The organism is Bacillus thuringiensis, from assembly GCF_001595725.1.
Lineage (GTDB): Bacteria > Bacillota > Bacilli > Bacillales > Bacillaceae_G > Bacillus_A > Bacillus_A thuringiensis_K.
In genome coordinates this window covers 12,474-36,018 of sequence record NZ_CP014283.1, presented here as the reverse complement: position 1 = coordinate 36,018, position 23,545 = coordinate 12,474, and the positions used below count along the sequence as shown (strand labels likewise).

The following is a 23,545-nucleotide window of genomic DNA, read 5'->3' as shown; positions in this document are numbered from 1 at the left end:
AAAAAGAACTTGTAGGCATCACTACAAGTTCTTTTTTAGATAATATAAAAAGGTGAAACAAACTATCTCATTACTCGTAACAGGGAAACTATCTTACTTAAGGCTTGGTTTCATTATATAACAAATATTAACATGCAGCGTTTTAATGTGTGAAAATTACGTGAATTAGCAAACGAAATTTCATCTCTATTCGTTAAGAATTCCACTTATTCGTTTTTTAACACCTTTAAATCAACGTTGAATAGATTAACAATATTTGCTAAAATATTGTTATAATGTAATATACAGCAATTTATATGATGGAAAGATAAAAAATTTACATATCACTAATTGAACGCTTAGCCGTTGATTAATGGAGTAAGGTAAATAACGAAGTACATTTAATATACAATTCGTTCTGTAGCATAAGATACGTAATTAAGACATTTGATAGAAATAGAGTGCGAATAATGAGAAAGATGCTGACTTGTGGGTTACACTAATCAACTTAAAATGTTATAGGGGTGTATAAGTACTACAGCCAAAAAGTGATCTGTAATGAATATCGAAGAGGCTTAGGTAAAGTTATATGAGAGTCTATGTGCGAAGGGAAAGGATAACGTTTATAGGAGGAAGCATGAGGGGGCAATTTAATATATGTAACGGGGGAATAATATTATGAAATTTAATACGAAATTATTAAAGAAATTACTTTTATTAAGTGCAACGTCTGTATCAATTTTCAGTGCCTGCTCTGCAAAGGAAGATGGGGATTACAAGCCATATAAGAAACAAGACTCTATAGAAGTTGCAAAGGTCGAAGAGGAGAAGTCTAATCCCCCTAAGATCGAAGAGAAGAAGTCCAATCCGCCTAAGGTCAAAGAGGGTACAAAAGAACCTGAGAAGAAAAAAAAGGTACAACAAGTGGAGGAATCTAAGAATAAAGATGAGGAAACTAATGACAAATATCCGCATTATAAAGATGTACATGAAGACGGATCAACAGTATCACTAGAACAGTATAATCGAATCAAGGTTGGAATGTCTGCGGACAAAGTCATAGAGATAGCAGGAAAGCCTGGATCCAGTGAGACAACTAAATTGTTCTCTATCTACATATATTTAGGTCACGGTGGACACGGTTCGATGACTATAAAGTTTGATTCTAATAGAAATGTAACGAACAAAGAACAAGATGGTCTTAGCAATACTGCAGTTAAAGATGAGAAGGCTAGCAAAGAACATGAAGACCCTAATCCTGAATCTGTTAAGAAATCTAGTGCTATTATTCCAAACGATTTTTGCGGACATGGACATGACGAAACGAAGGAGCTAGCGCACGACTGTGAAAAAATTACTGATAAAAAGGCATATAGAAGATATCAACTACAACAAAAGAGAGAAGAGCGAAAAAGACAAATTAGGGGCGAAGAACAGGAATTAATTGATTACGATCAGGGGGATGCAGCTTACAAGGAGCAGCAGCGTATATACGAAGAAATACAACGTAGAACAGAAGAAAGGGAATCGATTGACTACGATTACGATCAAGTTAGAGCTGTCAACAAAGAAAGGCAGCGTATGTATGAAGAAATACAAGAGTGAGATGAAGAAAAAGAGAGTAAAGTGGAAACTAAAAAAGCTAAATGGTACGAGGAGTACATTTTATAGGTAGAAATTTAAAATATTGAAAAACTAAAATATAGAAGAGTAAATAAAAGACGCTAGTTGGCGTCTTTTATTTATCGTTATTAATGAAATTTCACTGAGGATTTCTATTAATATTACAATATCTGGTTTTGGGATTAACTTATTAGAAAATGCTATTGATTTTATAACATTTGATAAATAACTAAAGATAATAAAAAAAATTCTTGATACCAAAATCTAAATTGTATAATATATAGGTATATTGTTATTTGTTGAATTCCGTTTATTCCCACGCCTTATGTGTTGTGGTTGAGTTGCAGAAGCAAGTGGTGTTCTTGTTTCAATTGTGAAAGGGCTTCTTTGAGCCGATTAGTGCATATATAGCTTATTTTGTTATGCACATTTTTAATCGACTTGAAGAAGCCCTTTTTATGTTGTTTTCAAGTTGCAGGTGGGGTTATTTATGATTCATAACATAAAAAACAAAATAAAATAATGTTTGAATAGTATTAGTTGAACTAAAAGAGTAATCTAAAGAGCTGGATGATATATTGATTAATATAGATAAATTATTAGAGAGTACGAATAAAGAACTACGATGTAAATTATGTGATGGTAGTTTATACAGGGGAAAAGGAAGAACTAAGTGATATGAATACTTGGATCTTCCTTTTTTATTGCAATTAGAAATCTGGTAAGAAAAATTATGCGTATAGAAAATAGTTTAGGGACAGAACTTTATTCAAAACTAACAAGTAGAAGAAAAATGAAAAAATAGATTCAAAGATGAATAGTTCGAGTACGGTTAATTTACAGAATAGAGAGTAAAAAAACATGTTTACAATGGTATTTATTGGTCTGTTTTGATATGTACTTCTGATAGTTTGTAATTCTAGAAAAAAGAAAGGGAATCTGCTTAGTTCCTATACATTAGTTGAATGGAATAATAGATAACTAGGACGTATATAAAATCTATTTCCTAGTTGTATTTTTTTAGATAAATAGCATGAAGTACAGTATGTTCTCACTCATTTGTATAAGGATAAAATAGATTTTTATTTTTATACAAATGAGTGAAACAGAACGATTCACCATATAAGAATATTCGACTATAATGAAAAATTGTACGTCATTGTAATATTAAGATGTTTTAAGATTAAAGTGATTATTAGTCATAAAATATGAGTTTCGAGACCTCAGCGAAATATTGCAATGCTTTATATACATGAGATTGTAAAAAATTATTTTATTAAAATTACTGGAGGCTGATGAAATATGATAATAGATCATATAAGCAACAATGTAGTAAAAAAATTGGAACAGACGGTGCGCTATGAAAAGAAACAGGTACAGGTATTACGTGTAAGTAAAAGTAGTTCTAATATGCACGTTTACATGATTTTTCCGGAATTCTCAGAGGTTAAAATTTTAAATACCGATTTAGATGAATATATAGAAAATATATCAACAAGTCTGAAATATGTCATTGATCGCAAGTTAAGTCTACAAGAAATTGAAAAACAAAATCATTCTTTCATTATGACATGCGCAGTCGAGGAAGATGGTGTTATAGATGATGAAACGATTCATTTTAATACGACATATGTCAAGCCACCAACACTTGCGAGCAAGGTATTTAAGCTAGTGTGTGGTTTAGGAAATCGTTTGAATAGCTTAAAAGAGTTACATATAACAGTATTAAATAATAATATTAATCGAATTGAAATTGAGTTTTACAATGAAAATGAAACATATGTAGCAGTAGAAAAAGAAGAAATTGCAAATGCGATTATGGGGGCATATACAAAAGCGAATATCTATTATTCAGCAGATCTGCGTTATGTTGCGGAAGGAAATGAAATCAAATTAAAGAGCGTTAAGCCCAAATTAGCGGGTGATGTGTTGTGAAGCGAGAAAAAAGGATGATGGGGATTTTACGTACATTTGTTTTTATAATCCTAGTACTCATACCTTTACATACAGCTCATGCATCTGTAAAAGTGGATTTTAATGAATTAAAGGGAAATGATGTTTCGTCATCTTTTAAAGAAGGATTAAATAATCGAAAAAAAACGACAGGCACAGACGATTCATTTGGGTCATCAATTATACAAAAAATTGAGGGTATGTATGTACCAGCTTTTAAAGTAGGGGTAAATATCTTCTCTATCTCTTTCATATTAGGTGTTATTGTCATGGTTATGGCGTTAATTACAAAGAATGGTCAATGGATGAAGTGGGCAACTGGGAGTATGATTTTCTCGTTCGTTAGCATGATGGCGATGAGATTAAGTGTATATTTCTTATTTAGTTCAGATGTATTTTCGTTTATGAACATTTTTACGGATTTTTTAGATCTGTTTAAATCAACGGCACTTATTTTTACACCCTTTATGTTAATTGCAGGTATACGTTTACGAAGAATTCATGAGAGTACAAAACAACCTGAGTATTATCGTTGGTCTAATCGCGTTATAACAGGATCTTGTTTATTGTGTATGTTAGCCGTACTGGCTCCATGGTTATTTGCGAATATGTAAAGAAGTATATATGCAAAAGGTACTGAATGCTCATTCAGTACCTTTTAACTATCCATCTCATTTTTTCTTTCTTATTCTATAAGTATTTCCTCTGGTATAAGGGGTAATATGCCACTTAAGCAAACTGTTATATATAAAAGATTGTTCATCTTGGTTATAAACAGTAAGGGTTTCATGCTCTTCATTATTGAGGATAATTCGTTGGATTTTTAATTGTTTTTGGTTGCAAATAAATTCCTTTATTTGATAGAGATTATGTATCGGTAATCTTTCGATATACAGACAACTACGCTTTAACATATAGAAAATGATTGCCATTTGTAGAATGAACAGAACTTGTAGTAGAGCTGGTATGCCTGCAAAACAGACGAGGAAGATAGAAACTAAAATAATATTTAAATTAGAAATTCATACCTCGTATTTAATAATAACTTAATTTATTTTGATAGGAGTGCTTGTTTTGAAAAGAAATCCAGAATATACCGCTTTACGTAATTCTATCTTGATAGGTTGGCTGCTCACAATTATTGTTATGGGCTTATCTATCTATTTTTCTTCTATTGTATATTTATTAATTGGATGTTTCATTTTGTCATTGAAATATGGATTAACGGGCACTATAAAGAATGTAGAAAAGCGATTGCCAACTTGGGCTAATTTTGGAGTGATTGAAAAGCCAGTGAATCGGAGGGTGACAAGACCGTTTCAATTTCGGGGCGGACTCATTGTTTCATTAGCATTAGGATTCATAGAGATGGTGATAAAAGGTTTATGTATCTCATATTATATTTTAGGATTAGAAACCCATGTATATCGTTTAATGCGTAGAAACACAAGAGTGTGAAAAGGGGGCTTATATTATGAAAGTATTAATATTTGAATTAATTCTAATTGTGCTTCTAATACCGATAAACATTATGATAAAAAAACATGCTCCAAAATGGAAAGGGAAAGCCGGAGAAAAGATGGTAAAACGTATATTAAGAAAATTAGATCACGAAAGGTATCGGGTGTTATATGATGTGACGGTTCATACAGAGTATGGTGATACAACTCAAATTGACCATATTGTTATTGCGGAAACAGGTATATTTGTTATAGAGACGAAGAACTATGAGGGCTGGATCTATGGAAGTGAGAAGGCAGCAAGGTGAACACAAGGTATTTTTAGAAAGAAACACTCTTTTCAAAATCCATTTAGACAAAACTATAAACACATGAAAGTAATTGAATGGGTGATGGAACAACAGCTGCCGTGTATTTCTATTGCAGCGTTTCATCCAAAATGCAGCCTAAAAAGAGTAAATGTTCATTCTAAAGATAAACATGTCCTATATTATAACGATCTAAAAAAATGTATTGAATCCTATATTGATGTGAAATTAACAAAAGACGAGGTCGAGCATATCTACCAAACTATTTTGCAAGCAAATATTACTGATAAAGATATTGAAAATAAACATGTGAAGTATTTACAGAATAAGTTTGCTAAACAATAAGAAATGGAGAAAGAAACAATGGTATATATAATGATTTTTACAATAATATCCTTAGTTTCCATCTGTTATAACAAGAGGTATTACAAATTAAAAGGGGATCTAAAAGATTTTGTAACGGAAAGAAATGATTAGAAGACTTTTAATATAATATTTTAATAATGTGCAGTTCGCTAATGGTAATATTTGTAATTGATTTTTATATTGATTTTGTAAATAATAAGCTATGGATTTCTAAAAAACTATATATAAAGGAATAAAGGTGTAATTATGTATTTTTTACAAAATTTAAAAGTGAAATATAAATTATTCTCACTTATCTCATTAGCAGTCTTGGGCATGGTAATTATGAGCTGTGTAGCAATTTATTCTATTAATCAGATTAAGAACGATACAGAGGTTGTAGTAGATGATTATCAATATTCTACAATTTTATTAGAAAGAATGCTTCGTACACAAAATTCTTTAGAGTATAACTTGCTAGAATTAATTACAGTGTCACAAAATGAGGAGACAAATAAAGAAGATATTATTAGTCATATTGAGAAGGACTTTAAAAAATATGATTCCTTATTAAAAGAATATGATGATGGCTTCAATTTAAGTAAGCAAGAGGATGAGCTGTTTCTGAAGATGAAGAAATCTTTGCCAAGTTATATGGAGACATATAAGAAGTTGTTTGACAAAGCGAAGGTAAAAAATGAACCTCAAATGATAAATGAATTTCAAAAGGAATTAAAACCAAAGGGAGTAGAGTTAGCTGGTTATGCTGTAAATCTAGAAACGTATGTTTCAAACTTAGCTGATCAAGTATTTAAAGATTCTCAAAAAATGATTGATCGATTCGTTATTACCTTTATCATTCTTGTAGTAGTTACTACAATCGTTATATGCATAGTAAGTTATATTATTAGCAAGCTTATAGTTGCCCCTTTACAAACGGTTAGTCGTATGATGGAAAGAGCGAAAGAAGGAGATTTAACCGTACATGGTGATTATACTGCTAAGGATGAATTAGGTGTATTAGTAAGTAATTTTAACGAGATGATTGCAGGGCTAAGAACAAATATGCAAGAAGTAGAGAATAATATTCAGCTTTTATTCCAACATGCAGACGGAGTAGTATCAGCATCAGAAGTATCTAGTAGTGCAGCGAAGAAAATCACTATGGATATTGAAGAAGTTGCAAATGGTGCAGAGAGTCAAATGCAAGCAATGGAACAAACTGCGGGTGCGATGGAAGAGTTGACACAAGGAATGCAGAGTATAGTCAATACATCATCCTCTGTAAATGAATTATCTGCTCAATCAGCATTAGATGCAGAGAATGGTAACAAATTAATGAAACAAATGATTCAACAGATGGATACAATCCAAAATTCGGTACATAGCGGTGTGAAACAAGTAGAGACTATGAAAGAACAATCAGAAGAAATTGTTAAAATCATTGATGTGATGCAAGGTATTACCTCTCAGATTAATTTATTAGCATTAAACGCCGCAATTGAGGCTGCACGTGCTGGAGAAAGTGGTAGAGGATTTGCAATTGTGGCAAATGAAGTGCGGAAATTAGCAGAACAATCTAGTGATTCTGCAAAACAAATTGAGAATCTTATTACTCAAGTTATGGGAACAACGAACCATACGGTAGATATGATGGGGAAAGTAGATAATGAGGTACAGGCAGGTACACAAGTAGTAATGCACACAGAAAAAGTATTTGGAACAATTACAGAAAAAGTACAGCAAGTATCTGAGCAAATTCAAACGGTATCTATGTCTACAGATGAAATTGCAGCGAGTAGTGAGGAGATTTCTGCTTCTGCAGAAGATATGGCTCAAATTTCCCAAAGATCATCTGACCGAACGGATAGGGTAAAAGAGTCTATTCAACAGCAAGAAAAATCTGTTCAAGAGATTTCAGTTTCAATTGAACATCTGCACAGTGCAGCAGGGAGATTAAAGCAGATTGTTTCCCAATTTACTCTTCAAAATTAGTAGTGTATGTAAGTCTATAAATTATTGGGACCGCTCTTAATAAACAAAAAATCATCCTTTTTTTACAAAGGATGATTTTTTATTGAGGAAAATTTGGATTCATCCCTTTGTTTTTCTCAATACGTTATTGTTACTCTGTTTTTTTATTGCAGCCTTTCATCCAAAATGCAGTATAAAAAGGGTGAATGTTTCTTCTAAAGATAAGCATATCTTATAGTATAACGATTTAAAAAAATGTATCGAATCCTATATTGATGTGAAACTGACAAAAGACGAGGTCGAGCATATCTACCAAACTATTTTGCGAGCAAATATTGACGATAAGGATATAAAGAAGAAACATGTGAAGTATTTACAGAATCAGTTTGCTAAACGATAAGAAATGGAGAAAGGCCAATGTTATATGTAGTAGGGTTTATCGTAATCTCTGTAATAGCTATTCGTCTTAACATGAAGTATTACAAGTTAAAAGGAGATTCAAAAAATCTTATGAAAAGAATAAATAAGTAGTTAAGAATGGTAAAATTAGTAAACTATATGAATATAAAATCCACCTGGAAAATTTCAGAGAACAGAATTATATAAGTAAAGCGCAATTGAAAATAGGCTAGGAGTTTTTCTTTAAAAACGGAAACTACTTATTTAAAAATAAGTAGTTTCCGTTTTTTATGGAATTAATACTTGATATACTAATTCATTATCAGTCATAGTTGGGCATGACTGCCAAGAAGGAACAAATCTATGCCAATATTGCTGCGTCCAACCATTTTTATAAATACATAATTTCCAACGATAATGTGGATGATGTGAATAATCATCACGTTCATAATCATAACCTGAAAATTCAGGTTGAATGTATAAATTTGTCACCATAATCCTCCCCCTATAAAATTTAAGTATTTAAAGCATTTTATTAGGTATAGATGTCCAAAGTTATAATAGAAATGCCTAAATTTAAAAAACACTTTATAAACAATTCAATAATTAACTTAAATTGAATAGAATTTTATAAATCACATAAGTATGACTTTGACAAGTAATGCTAGGAATAAAGGTATAAATAGTACCATGGCAAGTTTGATTGCTATGTCATTCATAACTGGACTTAATTGCTCGAAATTAATTATGATATTCACCTAACTTCCTTTAAATCACTATATATTTATAATGTAATTCATGTTACTTTGTCCATAAAAAAAGACACTCATTTGAGTGCCTTTTCTTCGACTTGTTAATCACTTTAAATTTAATAAGATGTATACGAACTACCACCCAAATACAATCATATCATATTTTTCAAAAAATGAAAGCAGATTCTTTAACTTACTTAATTACTTTTTCCATTACTTCTTTATATTTGTTAAATTAGGCATCTTCCATGTCACCATTCATTTGTAAAAGAAAATTACCTTTTGCATAAATATGAGAGAATAAAATTTGATTACTGTTACCTAAATCGTTATAGTACTTTTTCGTTTGTTCAAGATCCTCTTTGTTTTTAAACTCAAATATTCTACCGCCACTATCTTCTCCTAGTGCTGGAACAAGAATACGTTTCGCTCCTTTTCTAGTATTCCCAAATTCTTTTTCCGGTAGATCACTAGGCTGTTCTGCTTCAAGCCCTGCAGCCTTAAATTCTTCAATTACTTTGCCTTGCTAGTCAACGATTTTATACTATCACAAGCTGCTAAACCAAATAATAGAAAAGTACCAATAAGAAATACTGATAATTTTTTTAACATATCTATGCGTTCCTCCTACTGTAGATAAATCCTTCGATATCATAACACACTATTAATTAATAAATCACAATATTTGTATAATATGTATTTACGGAACATTTTTTTCGAATTAGAAGAATGTCCTTACATTTATGATAAACAATCGTTTTTTTTTATTAGAACATTAGTTCAATTTGAATTAATCCTCATTGCCATTCTATTTTCGCTGGATATTGTTGTGAAAAAAATGTACCAAAATGAAATGGTAAAGCTGGAGAGAAATTAGTGAAACGTATATTAAGTAAATTAGATTCGAAAAGTTACTTTACTATATGTTACATAATGTGACGGTTCATACAGAGTATGGTGATACAACGCAAATTGACCATATTGTTATCGTGGAAACCAGTTTATTTGTTGTAGAAACGAAGAATTATGAGGATTGGATCTATCGGACTGGAAAAGCAGCAAGGTGGATACAGGGAATTTTTAGAAAGGAATTCTCTTTTCAAAATCCATCTCGCCAAAACTATAAACATATAAAAGCCATTGAATGGGTAATGGAACAACAGCTGCCGTGTATCTCTATTGCAGCATTTCATCCAAAATGCAGCTTCAAGAGGATGAATGTTTCTTCTAAAGATAAGCATGTCTTATATTATAATGATCTAAAGAAATGCATCAAATCCTATACAGACCTGCAACTTACTAATGACGAGGTTAATTATATTTATCAAACTATGCTGCGAGCAAAGATTATGGATAATGGTATTGAAAAGAAACATGTGAAGTATTTATAGAATAAGTTCGCTAAACAATAAGAAATGGAGAAAGAGAGATGTTATATGTAATAGGGTTTTTAGTAATCTCCATAGTAGCTATTCGTCTTAACATGAAGTATTACAAGTTAAAAGGAGAACCAAAGGATTTTGTGAAACTAGTAAATAAATAGTTGCGAACATTTAATTGAATAGAAATAAAAAGGCCCACGTACTGATATAATCCCTTATAGTAGACAGGAAAAAGAAAGCACATTAACCTGTTTATTATGGAGGGGATTTTTCTATGGGGAAAATCAGAGTCACTTACGATGTAGAATCTAAGAAAAAAGCTGTAGATTTATACTTGAAAGAAGGCATGATTTATAAAACCATTGCGAAAGAATTAGGTATTCATCACTCGGTTGTAAGTCGTTGGGTGAAAAACTTTGAAGCTGAAGGGATTAAAGGGTTAGAAGAAAAACGTGGGAAAGCGAAAGGACCAAGTCTAGGTAGACCAAGAACAAAACCAGAAGATTCGGAAGCTAAGATTAGATGATTAGAAGCCGAGAATGAAATGTTAAAAAAGCTCTTAGGGATGTAAAGGGAGGTATGCAAGCTATATCCAAAACGAGAAAGTTTGAAGTTATACTTGAGATGTTAGAAAAAGGATATACAGTTATCCTATTATGTGCCATTGCTGGTGTAACTCGAAGTGGATATTATAAATGGATAAAGCGGCACTTTGTGCCTTCTGAAAAACAACTAAAAGATGCTCAAATCAAGAAAAAGATATTGGAGTGTCATAAAAAATTAAGAGGAATTTATGGATACAGAAGAGTGCAAGTTTGGCTCAAAGTCACATATAACCGTCATTTGAATCATAAGCGCTTACAAAGATTAATGAATGAATTAGGCATCAAAGCCGTAATTAGAAGAAAAAGACCTTATCACGGAAAAAAAGAGGCCTATGTGATTTCATATAACCATCTAAATGGAGACTTTCAAGCTTCAAGACCAAATGAGAAGTGAGTAACGGATATAACCTACTTGATTTTCAATGGACAACGCCTGCACTTATCAGCTATTAAGGATTTGTACAACAATGAAATTGTTGCCTATGAAACCAGTCGTAGAAATGACTTGAAACTTGTGTTAGATACACTTAAAAAGGCAAAGAAAAAACGAAATGTAACGGGAATCCTCTTACATAGTGATCAAGGGTCTCAATATACATCTTGTCAATATAATCAATTACTTAAAAAATATCAGATGAAGGCAAGTATGTCTCGAAGAGGTAACTGTTGGGATAATAATGCTTGTATGGAAAACTTTTTCAGTCACTTTAAAGCAGAATGCTTTTATTTATATTCCTTTCACAAAGCGGATGAGGTTAAATTTGCCGTGCGCAAATATATACATTTTTATAATCATCAAAGATTTCAAAAGAAATTAAATAACTTGAGTCCATATAAATATAGAACTCAGGTTGTTTAGCTGCGCTTTTTAAATCCTGTCTACTTGACAGGGATCACTGCATACATGGAGCCTTTTTTATTTCTATTAAATTAAAGTCGTTTGGATTAATGCCTGTTCTATGTGGTTTAATAAAGTATTTAACAGTGATTCGCTATTAATTTCCTCATCCCCATATTTCAAATTCTTAACACAAATAGGTTCTGTGGCAATTGTAATTATCTTGGCATTTCTAATTAGGTTATAAAAGATATCATAGTTGTCGGGCTGAATTGACTTTAACGTATGGAAATAGATATACTTTGGATCTCCAACTTAGTAGAACACGCGATCACTAAGCTACTTATACGTTTATGAAGCGATTGGTCAAAGATTTTGGAGAAACAACAGTTCTCACAACAGACAGGGCTTCAGCCTTACTTTGTGCGTTCAAAAAACTGAAAAAGAACGACCTTTATAAGCGTACAAAACATTGCGCCGTTAAGTATCTCAATAACCTGATTGAACAGGATCATCGACATATAAAACGTCGCTTTACCAAATCTTCTGGATTCCAAAACATTCGTCATGCTTCACGTACCTTGAAAGGTATTGAAACCGTTCATGCTATATATAAACGAAAACGAAGTTTGCAACCACCAAACTTCGTTTTTTCGACGTATAATGAATTACAACAATTACTAACGATTTCATAAAATCCATCTGCAATCATACTAACTTTTTCTCTGTTAAGAAACTTTGTAACAGAACTGTGTAAAAAGGATGGCATGTATTTTAATAAAAATTCTTTTGGATCAATGTTTGAGAAAAAGTTTTAATCAATCTTTTTTTATGAAAATCAAATTAACAATTAAAATAGAGACAGCCATTTTGAACAAACATTGATCGAAATGGCTGTTTTTCATTTTCCACAAAATAAGGCTACATCCAATATTTTTAATCAAACTTTATTTTAAAGCTAAATTAGGTCGTTCTTTATCAGTTTATAAGGTTAAGGGGAGGTTCATAGTATTTGGTCCACTTCTCGTATTAATAGCTTTGTATATTAACTGTTGGTTAATTTCAATCGAATGTTTTCTCCTTTATATTATAAAAGCTTCTTCTATTTTGGTAACTTTAAGTGTGAAAATACTTTTAACAGATATCTAAATTTACCAAAAGGCTAAATGGATAGAATATGATACATTCTTCAATTGTAAATTTTGTCGTTTATTGTCGGAATAAAAAGTTTTGAAAAATTGGATATTCGCTGGATATTCACTAGTAAATTTTGGTATAATCATTCATGTGGTTAAATTCAGACAGATTACACTCTTTTGTATGTTTAATTTAGAGTGAAGATTAAGTTTTTTTCTTTGTTTAGAAATAATGGATAATAAATGCTTTATATGGGAATATATAGTTGGTATTTATTGTTAATAGTGACATTATACTGTTTAAAAAAAGGATTATAGCAGTGAAACTTTATGGTTGGTATAAGTCTAAAAGATAATCGAGGATGAGAACATGAATATGTAGTCTCTTTCTTAAGATTTAGTATTTTACAAATGACTTTTTAATAAAAAAGCATTGGAAAATATCACGATTTGTATTTCAACTACCATATTCAATTTTATATTATAACTTTATCATTTGGGAGTATGTAGGGAAGGGGTCTCAGTTCCATGGAGTATTTTTTTTAAGAGATTAAACGATAGAGGATACTTTAATGTATGCTGAATATTTCAGTGAAAGAGATTTGCTATATTAATACATAGGTTAGGCTGGTAGTTTTATAGAAAGAAAGGAGGGTAAATGGATCAACTTACTCCGACAAATGACATATTTAAGAGAAAATAGAAGGTGTATTTTATCCGTTTATTTTTATAATCTAAAATAAATATATAATCAACTGAAAACCACGTGTAGAAAAATACGGAATTAGATATGGGCAGCATTGGAACTTTTAGAAACAAAGATTTGAATGTAATGTATTTGTATTCAATAAAAATAAGTATAGTCTTGCTTTTATGAAGTTAGATAACTAGTAAACTAAGAAATTTTCAAAAAGGAAAAATCAAATAAAAAGATTGGAGAGTAAATATGTATAGAACGTTTATGCAATCAAAAATTCATTGTGCACGTGTAACCGAATCAAATCTTAATTACGTTGGAAGTATCACCATAGATCGTGAAATTATTGATGCACTGGGGATTTTACCTAATGAAAAAGTACAAATCGTAAATAATAATAATGGAGCACGTTTTGAAACTTATGTTATTCCTGGGCCACCTGGGGAAAAAGATATATGCTTAAATGGTGCTGCAGCAAGACTTGTGCAAAAAGGGGATGTAGTAATAATAATATCTTATGCTCAAGTTCATCAAGATGAGTTAGGTAAATTTCGCTCACATATAGCAATAATGGATGAGGATAATAATATTGTTAGAATTATAAATGAAGAATTAGCGAATAGCGTGGTATAAGAAGTGCAATTAAAAAAAGAAGTTTATCGTGTTGATTCTATTTATAAGGAATTTAATAAAGGAAAGAAAGTTGCCAACTCTGATGTTTCTTTTACGATACACCAAGGGGAGATTTTTGGATTACTAGGGCCAAATGGTGCAGGTAAATCAACTCTAATTAAACAAATGGTAGGACAATTAAAACCAACTAAAGGAAAGATTTATTTATATGGTCAAGATGTTTTACAAGATAGTTATTATGTAATGAACAATGTAGCATATTATTCTCAAGAAACATTTGCCTTACATAAATTAAAGGTTCATGAAGCAATTTATTTTACTGCCATGCTAAGAGGTGTTAAAAATCAGGAGGCCAGAAATGAAACTGAGGAACTGCTAGAACTATTGGACTTAACTAAATTACGGAATATGTATGTGAAAAATTTATCAGGTGGTCAAAGAAGAATGGTTGGTTTTGCTACTTGCCTTACAGGTAAACTACCAATACTCATATTAGATGAGCCAACTAATGATTTAGATCCGGTTAAGCGAAATATGGTATGGAACTTGCTTCAAAAAAAGAATCGTGAGGAAGGTACAACCATTATTTTAGTAACACATAACCTACTAGAAGCGGAAAAAATAGTTGATCGTATCGCTGTTATTAATCGTGGTAAAGTGATTGCTGTTGATTATGTAGGGCGATTAAAGCAGAGTGTAGATCAACGATATAAGTTAGAAATATCCTCTATGTTTGAGGAAGGAGATAAACTGAAAACAAATATGTCGAAATATGGGGAGATACAAATCCTAACTGAAAATCGTTTTAGAGTGTTGATTCCAAATAAAAAATTAAAAAGTGTTATAGGTGAAATTATTCAATATTTAGAAGTAGTAAGGTGTGAAGAGTATCGAATTATACCACCAAGCCTTGAAGATGTTTATTTACATTATGAGGGAAGAGACTAATATGAATACGAAATCTCATGCTTACGAAATTCCAAATAAAAAGACAAAAGTATTCAAAAAGTTTGTGAAACATTTTGTTGATTTTTATATATTAGCACGAATTCAATGGGGAATTATTAGGGATACTTGGTATTTGATTGTGTTTATGGCATCCATGTTTCCTTTTACATCACTATTTTTTTTAAAAGTTTTTAATGAGGATGCTTCTTTAGAGACAATTACGAGAATCATCGTTGGTAACATTGTGTTTGCAATTGTCCTTATGGGCTTAACCAGTGTAGCACAGGATATTTCCCATGAAAAAAATCAGGGACATTTTATTTATTATGCTTCTTTACCTATTTCTAGAATAACGTTTATTTTATCTGTTTTATTAAAGGGCGTCTTATCTGCTATACCTTCTATTATCATCTTGGCAATTGTTGGCCAATCAATGTATGGCATTACACTCCAATTTCATATTGGAATAATCCCAGTCATACTTTTTGGTATACTAAGTTGCGTTGGTGTCGGAGTTTTGATTGGTTTTTGGTCAAGAACTCCACAGGTTGCAGCTATTTGTGGACAAGTTGCAATGATGTTTATTACTTTTATGAGTCCTGTAATGGTAGAAATTGAATCACTACCTTCGATTATACAGTATATTTCATATGTATTACCGACAACATATTTGTCAGAAGCACTTCGACTACTATTTCAAGGTATTTGGTCTACCGCCGTTATACAGGATTTAATCGTGTTAATTGTGTTTAGTTTATTTTCAATTTTACTAATTATTAAATTTATTAAATGGAGAGAAAGTAATTAACCATTTTGATAAAGGGAGGGGATTTTGTGTCTAAACAGAGATATCCTTTGACACACCCACAAAAAAGGGTTTGGGAAACTGAAAAGTTTGTTCAACATTCTCCGATATCAAACTTAATTGGAACAATTAAAATCAAAGGTTTATTGGATTTTAATAAATTTGAACAAGCTATCAATCTATTTATACTTAAAAATGACGCTATCAGGATTCGGTTAGTAGAAAATGATGATGGAGTAAAACAGTATATTTCACCTTATCATGAGAAAAAAATTCGAATTGTTGATTTGCAACATAATAATAAAACGTTTGATGAATGGATTGCTCAAGAAACTAGTAAGCCGTTTAATTTATTGGGTTCTGATTTATTTGAATTTATAACTTTTAAAAATGGTAGCAATGAAAGTGGATTGATGGTCAAAATTCATCATATTATTTCGGATGCTTGGTCTATTCATTTAATGGGAGATAAAATTATGAAAGATTATATGGATCTATGCAATGGTCTAGAATTGAGTATGAACAAAGATCATTCTTACATGGATTTTATCACCCGTGAAAATAATTATAAATGTTCCAAACGATTTATAGAAAATGAGAAATTTTGGTTGGAGGAACTTCGTAATATACCTAAGCCAATAAGATTAAAAGAAGGAAATATAGCATTTAGAGGTACGAATGCAAAGCGAAGAACCTTCAATTTATCTTCTGAGATTACGTCAAAAATATATCAATTTTGTAAGATACATGAGATATCTGTTTTTACATTTTTTCTATCGATTCTATCGATTTATCTAAAAAGGATAACTGATCAAAATCATTTTGTCTTAGGTACAACTATTCTCAATAGAGTTAATCCGAAGGAACGTAAAACATTTGGTATGTTTGTCAGTACCATGCCGTTTAAGGTGAAGTTGAATGATGATATCACAATTATGGAATTTATGGAACAAACAAGCCGTAAGCAAATATCATTATTACGAAGACAGCAGTATCCGTTTGATTTACTAACTAGAAAATTAAGAGATAAATATAATCATACTGAACGATTATTTGATATATCCTTAACCTATCAAAATTCAAAATTGCATCTCGATAAAAACGAAGCCATAAAAGGAAAATATGAAACAAAATGGCATTTTTCAGGACATGAGATTAATTCGTTAAGTATTCATATCAGTGATCGTGAAGAAAAAAATGAGTTGATGCTTGATTTTGATTATTTGACAGAATTATTTACGGAAACGGAAATTGAAAATCATTTTAGTAGGATTGTTCAAATCATTATAAATTTATTTGTTTATGGTGATAAAAGAATATCTGAATTAGAAGTAATTTCAAAGGATGAAAAGTACCAGTTGTTAATGGAGTTCAGTGGTGAGAAGTCAGAATATGATAGAACAAAAACGATTCATCAGTTATTTGAAGAACAAGTAACCAAAACACCAAACAAGACTGCGGTTGTGTTTGGTCATCAAAAACTAACTTATCAACAATTGAATAATCGGGCAAATCAGCTTGCACGTTTATTGCAAAAAAAAGGTGTTCAACCTTTGACACGTGTCGGAGTTATGGTTGATCGCTCAATTGAAATGTTGGTCGCTATTTTTGGGATAATGAAAGCTGGTGGGACGTACATTCCAATTGATCCTAATTATCCAACTGGTAGAATTAATTACATGATTAATAATAGTTGTATAAAACTATTATTAATTAATTCGCAGATTCATAATGTGGAATTTGATGGTTGGAAAATAAACCTTACAGATTTGAGAATTGATCAAGAAAGTGAAGAAAATTTACCTAATTTAATGAACGCTCATGACGCTGTTTACATAATCTATACATCTGGATCGACTGGGAGACCAAAAGGTATTAGTATTGACCATCAATCCTTACATAATTTTATTCATGGATTTACTCATACAGTTGATTTTTCTTCAAATCAAACAATTCTATCCCTTACTTCTATGTCTTTTGATCCATTTGTAGTGGAATCTTTTCTTCCACTGTCTTTAGGAATGACAGTTGTTATTGCAGATGAAGAACAAAGGAAAAACCCGGAGAAAACAAAGAATTTAATTCGACAGCATGAAGTGGATGTTATCCAACTTACACCGTCACGCTTACAACTTTTGCTAGAGGATGAAAATAATAATTCTTTGCATTATTTACAAATGGTACTAGTTGGCGGAGAGGTGCTGACAAAAAGTCTAGTTCAAAAGCTGAAACAAAGAACAAATGCGAAGCTTTATAACATTTATGGCCCAACGGAAACAACTGTATGGTTAACCGTCAAAGAAATGGATGCTTCTCCTAAGCTGATAACGGTTGGAAAGCCAATTGCAAACAAAGAAATATATATTCTCGATAAAAATGAACAGTTACAACCAATAGGAGTGATTGGTGAGTTATGTATATCAGGTGAGGGAATCGCAAATGGGTACCTTTCAAGTCAAGGTCTCCCACCATCTGTATTTGTGGAGAATCCATTTAAACCAAACCAAAAAATGTATAAATCAGGAGATTTAGCAAGATGGCTACCTAACGGGGAACTAGAACTTATTGGTAGAAATGATGATCAAGTGAAAATTCATGGCATACGAATGGAATTAGGAGAGATTCGAAACCAGATTATGAGTCATCCAAAAATCGATGAGGCGGTTGTTGTTGTTAAAAAGTATAATGAAGAGCAACATCTTTGTGCATATTATATAGCCAAAGAACCTGTTTCGTTGGAAGAAATCAGGGGATATTTAACATTCAATTTACCAAGTGCGATGATTCCAACATATTTCTTTCCACTCAATCAAATGCCGTTAACAGCAAATGGTAAAGTTGACAAAAAAAACTTACCACTTCCATATGCAAAAAATCAATTGAAGAATGTTTATACAGCCCCAAGGAGTGATATTGAAATAAGATTAACTAAGATTTGGGCAAGGATTTTTGATAAAAACTTCTTGGAAATTGGTATTAACGATCATTTTCTTGATTTAGGTGGTCACTCATTAAAAGCGATTGAGCTAGTAACTAGTGTACAAAAAGAATTTCAGGTCGATTTATACATTAAAGATATATTTCAATATACAACGATTAAACGTTTAGCTGAATATATAGAATCAGCAGCCCTTGTAGAGCAGGAAAAAATAATGCCTGTTGCGTATCGAAGTAATTATCCTGCTTCAAGCTCTCAAAAACGCTTATTTATTATTAATCAAACTAACAATACAACAAATTATAATATGCCAGGCGTTTTCGAAATCCATGGTGAAGTGAATGAAGAGCAAATAAATGAGATTTTCCAAAAAATCATTGAAAGGCATGAAGCTTTTCGAACATCTTTTAGAATTGTTGATGGTATCACAGTACAAGAAATTCATCGTAATGTAAATTTCCATGTCAGATCAATAATGTTACAAAATCTTGACTCTACAGAATTGATTCATTCGTTGATTCAACCATTTGACCTATCGAAAGCACCATTACTTCGTGTGTACTTGATTCATGTACAAAAAGATAAATGGTTGTTATTTGTTGATATGCATCATATTATCTCAGACGGTACATCCATAAAAATCCTGATTGAAGATTTTATTCAGTTATATGAAGGTAAGAGTTTGTCACCACTTAAAGTACAATATAAAGATTTCTCTAATTGGCAAGAAACATATTTGCTTTCAAATGCCATGAAGAAACAGGAAGCTTATTGGTTAAATGTTTTTTCAAAAGAGATACCCGAATTAAATCTTCCAATAGATAGAGCAAGACCATCCATTTCTTCATATGAAGGAGACCATCTAACATTCGTGATAGAACGTGGATATCTTTCTAAATTAAAAGAGATTGCAAGAAAGCAGGAAGCAACATTATTTATGGTTGTTTTTTCGATTTACAATATCCTGTTAGCTAAGTACAGTGATCAAGAGGATATCACGATAGGTATTCCAGTTGTTGGTAGGAAAAATAATGAAGTTAAAGATGTTATTGGAATGTTTGTAAATACATTAGCTATAAGAAGTTATCCAGATTCAAAGATGCAATTTAAAGAATTTTTAGGGCATGTGAAAGATAATTTACTAAAAGCATATGAAAACCAGGAGTATCCATTCGAAAATCTAATCAATATGCTTGATTTACCTTTTGATAGAAGTAAATCACCTTTATTTAATACTATGTTTACGATGCAAGATACAAAATTTGATTCCCTAACCGTGGGAGATTTATCAATTCATCCTGTTGAGGTAAATAATAAAGGTATAAAATTTGATTTGGGTTTTGAGGTAAAAGAAAAAACGGAAGAGCTTGAAGTGAAAATAGAATATAGTACAGAACTGTTTAATCGTGAAACAATACAAAAAATAAAAAGATATTTTATGGAAATTGTTGACCGAGTTACCAATGAAACAACTGTACTATTATCGGATATACAACTGTTAAGCAAAGAGGAACAAAATAAACAAATTTATGAGTGGAATAACACACAACAATTAATCGATATATCAAAAGGATATCATGAACGATTTGAGGAACAGGTGAGTCGTACGCCAAATAATGTTGCGATAATTGAAAATCATCGTTCCCTAACTTATAAAGAAGTAAATGAGAGAGCTAATCAAATTGCTCGCTATTTACGGTCAAATGGTATAGCGTCTGAGAGTATTATTGGAATCATGCTAGAACGATCATCCGAAATGATTGTTGGAATACTAGGGATTTTAAAAGCTGGTGCAGCCTATTTACCAATCAATCCGACTTTACCTTTAGAAAGAATAAATTACATCATTCAGGATAGTAAAATAAACATCTTATTAACAAATGGTTCTGTGGAGCAAGATATTATATTTTCAGGATCAATTATAGATATGAATGATAGCGAAATTGAGCAACTAGATAACAAAAATCTTCATCTTGTTACAAAACCTAATAGTCTTGCATATGTCATTTACACCTCGGGGTCAACTGGTAAACCTAAAGGAGTAATGATTGAACATCAATCTCTAATTAATAGGATTCAATGGATGCAGAGTAAATACCCTTTAACAGAAGCTGATATTATTATGCAAAAAACACCGTTTACTTTTGATGTATCTGTATGGGAATTGTTATGGTGGTCCTTATATGGCGCTAAAGTATATATGCTTCCACCAAATGGTGAAAAAGAACCAGTAGTGATTTGTGAAGCAATTGAGAAGCATGAGATTACTGTTATGCACTTTGTGCCAACAATGTTTACTATGTTTTTGGAACACCTGAAAAATTATAAAGAATCTTATGACTTTAGTCACTTGAGGAGAATATTTACTAGTGGAGAAGCATTATTGAACACCCATGTTACTGCGTTTTATGAATATTTAAATAAACAGTTTGGAACGAGATTAACGAACTTATATGGGCCAACTGAAGCAACGATTGATGTTTCTTATTATGATTGTGATGATGTTACGACATCTATTATTCCAATTGGAAAACCTATATCAAATATGTCTCTTTATATTTTGAATAAACATTATCAAATACAACCTGTTGGAGTAGAAGGAGAGCTGTATATAGCGGGAATTGGACTTGCTAGAGGATATTTAAATCGAAAAGAATTAACAGATGAAAAATTTATTGAGAATCCATTTATTACAGGAACAAAAATGTATCAAACAGGTGATATTGCGAGATATTTGCATGATGGAAATATTGAATATTTAGGGCGTACTGATGAACAGGTAAAAATACGAGGAAATCGTGTGGAAATAGGGGAAATTGAAACAAACTTAATTTCACATGAAGAAATAGTGGATGCAGTTGTAATTTCAGTACAGGATGAAAATGGTAGTCATGAATTATATGCGTATTATATTGCAAATCAATCCATCTCTAATTTGGAGTTACGAAACTATCTATCTAAAATGTTACCAGATTATATGTTGCCTACTATGTACGTTTGTATAGACAGTATTCCATTTAATGCAAGTGGGAAGGTTGATCGCAAAGCCCTGGTGCAGTTGAAGGATATCACGAAGAGTAGAAAATACGTAGCACCAAGGAACGAAGTTGAACAAAGGTTAACAAAGCTCTGGGCTGATTTTCTTAATATAGATGCACAACAAATTGGAATTACGGATAGCTTTTTTGAATTAGGTGGTCATTCTCTTAAAGCTGTATCCATCATTTCTAAGATATATGAAGAATTTGGTGTTCAATTATCGTTGAAAGATATATTCCATTCACCAACTATAAAAGAACAAGCAGAAATATTATTTCAAAATTGTAATAGGGAGAAGTACGACAAAATTGAAATTGCTAAAGAAAGAGAATATTATCCTCTTACTTCTTCACAAAAAAGTTTGTATATCTTAGAACAGATAAATAAGATGGACACTAGTTATAATCTATCAGAGGTATTGCTACTTAAAGGAGTGCTAAATAAAGACAAGTTCAGGGAGAGTTTACAGAGACTTGTGGACAGACATGAATCATTAAGAACAAGTTTCTCTTATAAAAATGGTGAACTCATTCAAGTGATACACAAAAACAAAAAAATTGAAATTATAGAAGAAAAGGGATCTTATTGTGATAGTGATAAACTAATTGAACAATTTATAAAGCCTTTTAATTTAAATAAAGCTCCGCTATTTCGAGTTAAGTTAATTAACTTCGAAGAAAATGAGTATCTATTGTTATTTGATATGCATCATATCATTGCAGATGGTATTTCATTAGACATACTGATTCGTGATTTTATTGCATTTTATCATGATACAGAATTACCAAAGCTTGAGGTACAATACAAAGATTATGTTATTTGGAAAGAAAATCTGTTGAATACAGAAAGAATGCATAGACAAGAAATGTATTGGAAAAAAGTCTTTCAAAATGAAGTTTTGCAATTAAATTTACCATATGATTTTACGAGCCCTAACCGTTTAACAGTTGAAGGGAAAACAATTTCAATAGTACTAGATAAACAGACCTCTTCAACATTACGCTCCGTTGCTGCAAGATTGGAAAAAACATTATATGTAGTATTATTCGGTGTTTATAATGTTCTCTTATCAAAATATACTGGTCAAACGGATTTTGTTGTAGGTACTCCTACTGCAGGTAGACGGCACCCGGACATGAAGAACTTAGTTGGGATGTTTGTGAATACATTAGCCATTCGGAGTTATCCTGAAAATGAAAAAACTTTCTTAGATTATTTAGAAGAATTAAATGATTTCATTCTAAATGCTTATGAGAATCAAGATTATCCATTTGAAGAGTTACTAGATGAACTTCATATTGAGAGATCTGAAAGTCAAAACCCACTATTCAATACTATGTTTGATATGAAAGTAAGTAATCATGAGATTAGTATGGATGGATTACGAATCAAAAAGTATCCATTCAATAGAGGGACTTCCAAATTTGATTTGAGTTTAGAAACGGAAGAATTAGATGAAAGCTTTATTTTCAGATTTGAATACAACACGTATTTATTTAAGAATGACACAATTCAGAAAGTAGCAGAAGACTTTTTAAAAATTTTAGAGATTGTGCTTAAGAATCCACAAATATTGTTAGCTGAGGTTCAATTAGAAAATGAAATTCAGGAATTAGAACCAGTGAGTATGGAAGACATAGAATTTTCTTTTAATGATTAGGAAAATAATTCTTGTGAAATCTTATTAATCTTCATTTTGTTTTACTTGCAAACAGTAGAGAGAGGTTTTTC

The 23,545-nt window shown here is 31.4% G+C and carries 13 protein-coding genes and 6 pseudogenes; 16 read left to right on the top strand and 3 right to left on the bottom strand.

Annotation, left to right across the window (positions count from 1 at the left end; translation table 11 throughout):
- Nucleotides 1–657 precede the first annotated feature (657 nt).
- The 3 genes from AXW78_RS26480 to AXW78_RS34000 all read left to right on the top strand — a co-directional run bounded on the left by AXW78_RS26480 (nucleotide 658) and on the right by AXW78_RS34000 (nucleotide 4,169).
- On the top strand, nucleotides 658–1,584 hold the full coding sequence (locus tag AXW78_RS26480; protein WP_061884878.1) for an outer membrane protein assembly factor BamE: 927 nt from the start codon (nucleotides 658–660) through the stop codon (nucleotides 1,582–1,584).
- 1,320 nt (nucleotides 1,585–2,904) lie between these two features.
- Nucleotides 2,905–3,537, top strand: a complete 633-nt coding sequence (locus tag AXW78_RS26475) for a hypothetical protein (protein ID WP_061884877.1) — start codon at nucleotides 2,905–2,907, stop codon at nucleotides 3,535–3,537.
- Nucleotides 3,534–4,169, top strand: a complete 636-nt coding sequence (locus tag AXW78_RS34000; protein ID WP_061884876.1) for a hypothetical protein — start codon at nucleotides 3,534–3,536, stop codon at nucleotides 4,167–4,169. Before AXW78_RS26475 ends, AXW78_RS34000 begins: the two co-directional genes overlap by 4 nt.
- Nucleotides 4,170–4,240: 71 nt before the next feature.
- Here the strand turns inward: AXW78_RS34000 and AXW78_RS35560 are convergent.
- A pseudogene (locus AXW78_RS35560) lies at nucleotides 4,241–4,574 on the bottom strand (hypothetical protein); the annotation flags it as partial.
- Between the two features lie 55 nt (nucleotides 4,575–4,629).
- Here AXW78_RS35560 and AXW78_RS26465 point away from each other — a divergent pair.
- The 4 genes and pseudogenes from AXW78_RS26465 to AXW78_RS34535 form a co-directional block, all read left to right on the top strand.
- Nucleotides 4,630–5,013, top strand: a complete 384-nt coding sequence (locus AXW78_RS26465; RefSeq protein ID WP_061884875.1) for a hypothetical protein — start codon at nucleotides 4,630–4,632, stop codon at nucleotides 5,011–5,013.
- Nucleotides 5,014–5,029: 16 nt separating this feature from the next.
- Nucleotides 5,030–5,668, top strand: a pseudogene (locus AXW78_RS26460) (nuclease-related domain-containing protein).
- A gap of 267 nt (nucleotides 5,669–5,935) precedes the next feature.
- Nucleotides 5,936–7,663: a methyl-accepting chemotaxis protein gene (locus tag AXW78_RS26455; RefSeq protein ID WP_061884874.1), complete on the top strand. Its 1,728-nt coding sequence runs from the start codon at nucleotides 5,936–5,938 to the stop codon at nucleotides 7,661–7,663.
- Between the two features lie 130 nt (nucleotides 7,664–7,793).
- Nucleotides 7,794–8,042: pseudogene (locus AXW78_RS34535) on the top strand (nuclease-related domain-containing protein); the annotation flags it as partial.
- Between the two features lie 287 nt (nucleotides 8,043–8,329).
- Here AXW78_RS34535 and AXW78_RS26450 read toward each other — a convergent pair.
- Complete coding sequence (locus AXW78_RS26450; protein ID WP_001996139.1) at nucleotides 8,330–8,536, bottom strand: hypothetical protein; 207 nt, start codon at nucleotides 8,534–8,536, stop codon at nucleotides 8,330–8,332.
- A gap of 492 nt (nucleotides 8,537–9,028) precedes the next feature.
- Nucleotides 9,029–9,405 (bottom strand): annotated as a pseudogene (locus tag AXW78_RS34975) (stress protein).
- Between the two features lie 226 nt (nucleotides 9,406–9,631).
- Between AXW78_RS34975 and AXW78_RS26440 the strand changes: the two are divergent.
- The 9 genes and pseudogenes from AXW78_RS26440 to AXW78_RS26410 all read left to right on the top strand — a co-directional run bounded on the left by AXW78_RS26440 (nucleotide 9,632) and on the right by AXW78_RS26410 (nucleotide 23,474).
- Nucleotides 9,632–10,184 (top strand): annotated as a pseudogene (locus AXW78_RS26440) (nuclease-related domain-containing protein).
- A gap of 265 nt (nucleotides 10,185–10,449) precedes the next feature.
- The gene (locus AXW78_RS26435; protein ID WP_061884873.1) at nucleotides 10,450–10,701 is read left to right on the top strand and encodes a helix-turn-helix domain-containing protein; all 252 of its coding nucleotides are present in this window, start codon (nucleotides 10,450–10,452) and stop codon (nucleotides 10,699–10,701) included.
- Nucleotides 10,702–10,754: 53 nt separating this feature from the next.
- Nucleotides 10,755–11,174 carry an IS3 family transposase gene (locus AXW78_RS33995; RefSeq protein ID WP_102947894.1) on the top strand — a complete coding sequence of 140 codons (420 nt, stop codon included), beginning with the start codon at nucleotides 10,755–10,757 and terminating at the stop codon, nucleotides 11,172–11,174.
- A gap of 9 nt (nucleotides 11,175–11,183) precedes the next feature.
- The gene (locus tag AXW78_RS33990; protein ID WP_102947893.1) at nucleotides 11,184–11,639 is read left to right on the top strand and encodes an IS3 family transposase; all 456 of its coding nucleotides are present in this window, start codon (nucleotides 11,184–11,186) and stop codon (nucleotides 11,637–11,639) included.
- Nucleotides 11,640–11,914: 275 nt separating this feature from the next.
- Nucleotides 11,915–12,313: pseudogene (locus tag AXW78_RS33120) on the top strand (DDE-type integrase/transposase/recombinase); the annotation flags it as partial.
- A gap of 1,387 nt (nucleotides 12,314–13,700) precedes the next feature.
- Nucleotides 13,701–14,084 (top strand): aspartate 1-decarboxylase, encoded by a 384-nt coding sequence (panD, locus tag AXW78_RS26425; protein WP_061664666.1) that lies wholly within the window; start codon nucleotides 13,701–13,703, stop codon nucleotides 14,082–14,084.
- Between the two features lie 3 nt (nucleotides 14,085–14,087).
- Nucleotides 14,088–15,032, top strand: coding sequence for an ABC transporter ATP-binding protein (locus tag AXW78_RS26420; RefSeq protein ID WP_061884872.1), 945 nt, complete (start codon nucleotides 14,088–14,090; stop codon nucleotides 15,030–15,032).
- A gap of 1 nt (nucleotide 15,033) precedes the next feature.
- Nucleotides 15,034–15,840 carry an ABC transporter permease gene (locus tag AXW78_RS26415; protein WP_061664669.1) on the top strand — a complete coding sequence of 269 codons (807 nt, stop codon included), beginning with the start codon at nucleotides 15,034–15,036 and terminating at the stop codon, nucleotides 15,838–15,840.
- 26 nt (nucleotides 15,841–15,866) lie between these two features.
- Entirely contained in the window at nucleotides 15,867–23,474 is a 7,608-nt protein-coding gene (locus AXW78_RS26410; RefSeq protein WP_061884871.1) for a non-ribosomal peptide synthetase, read from the top strand.
- Nucleotides 23,475–23,545: the final 71 nt, after the last annotated feature.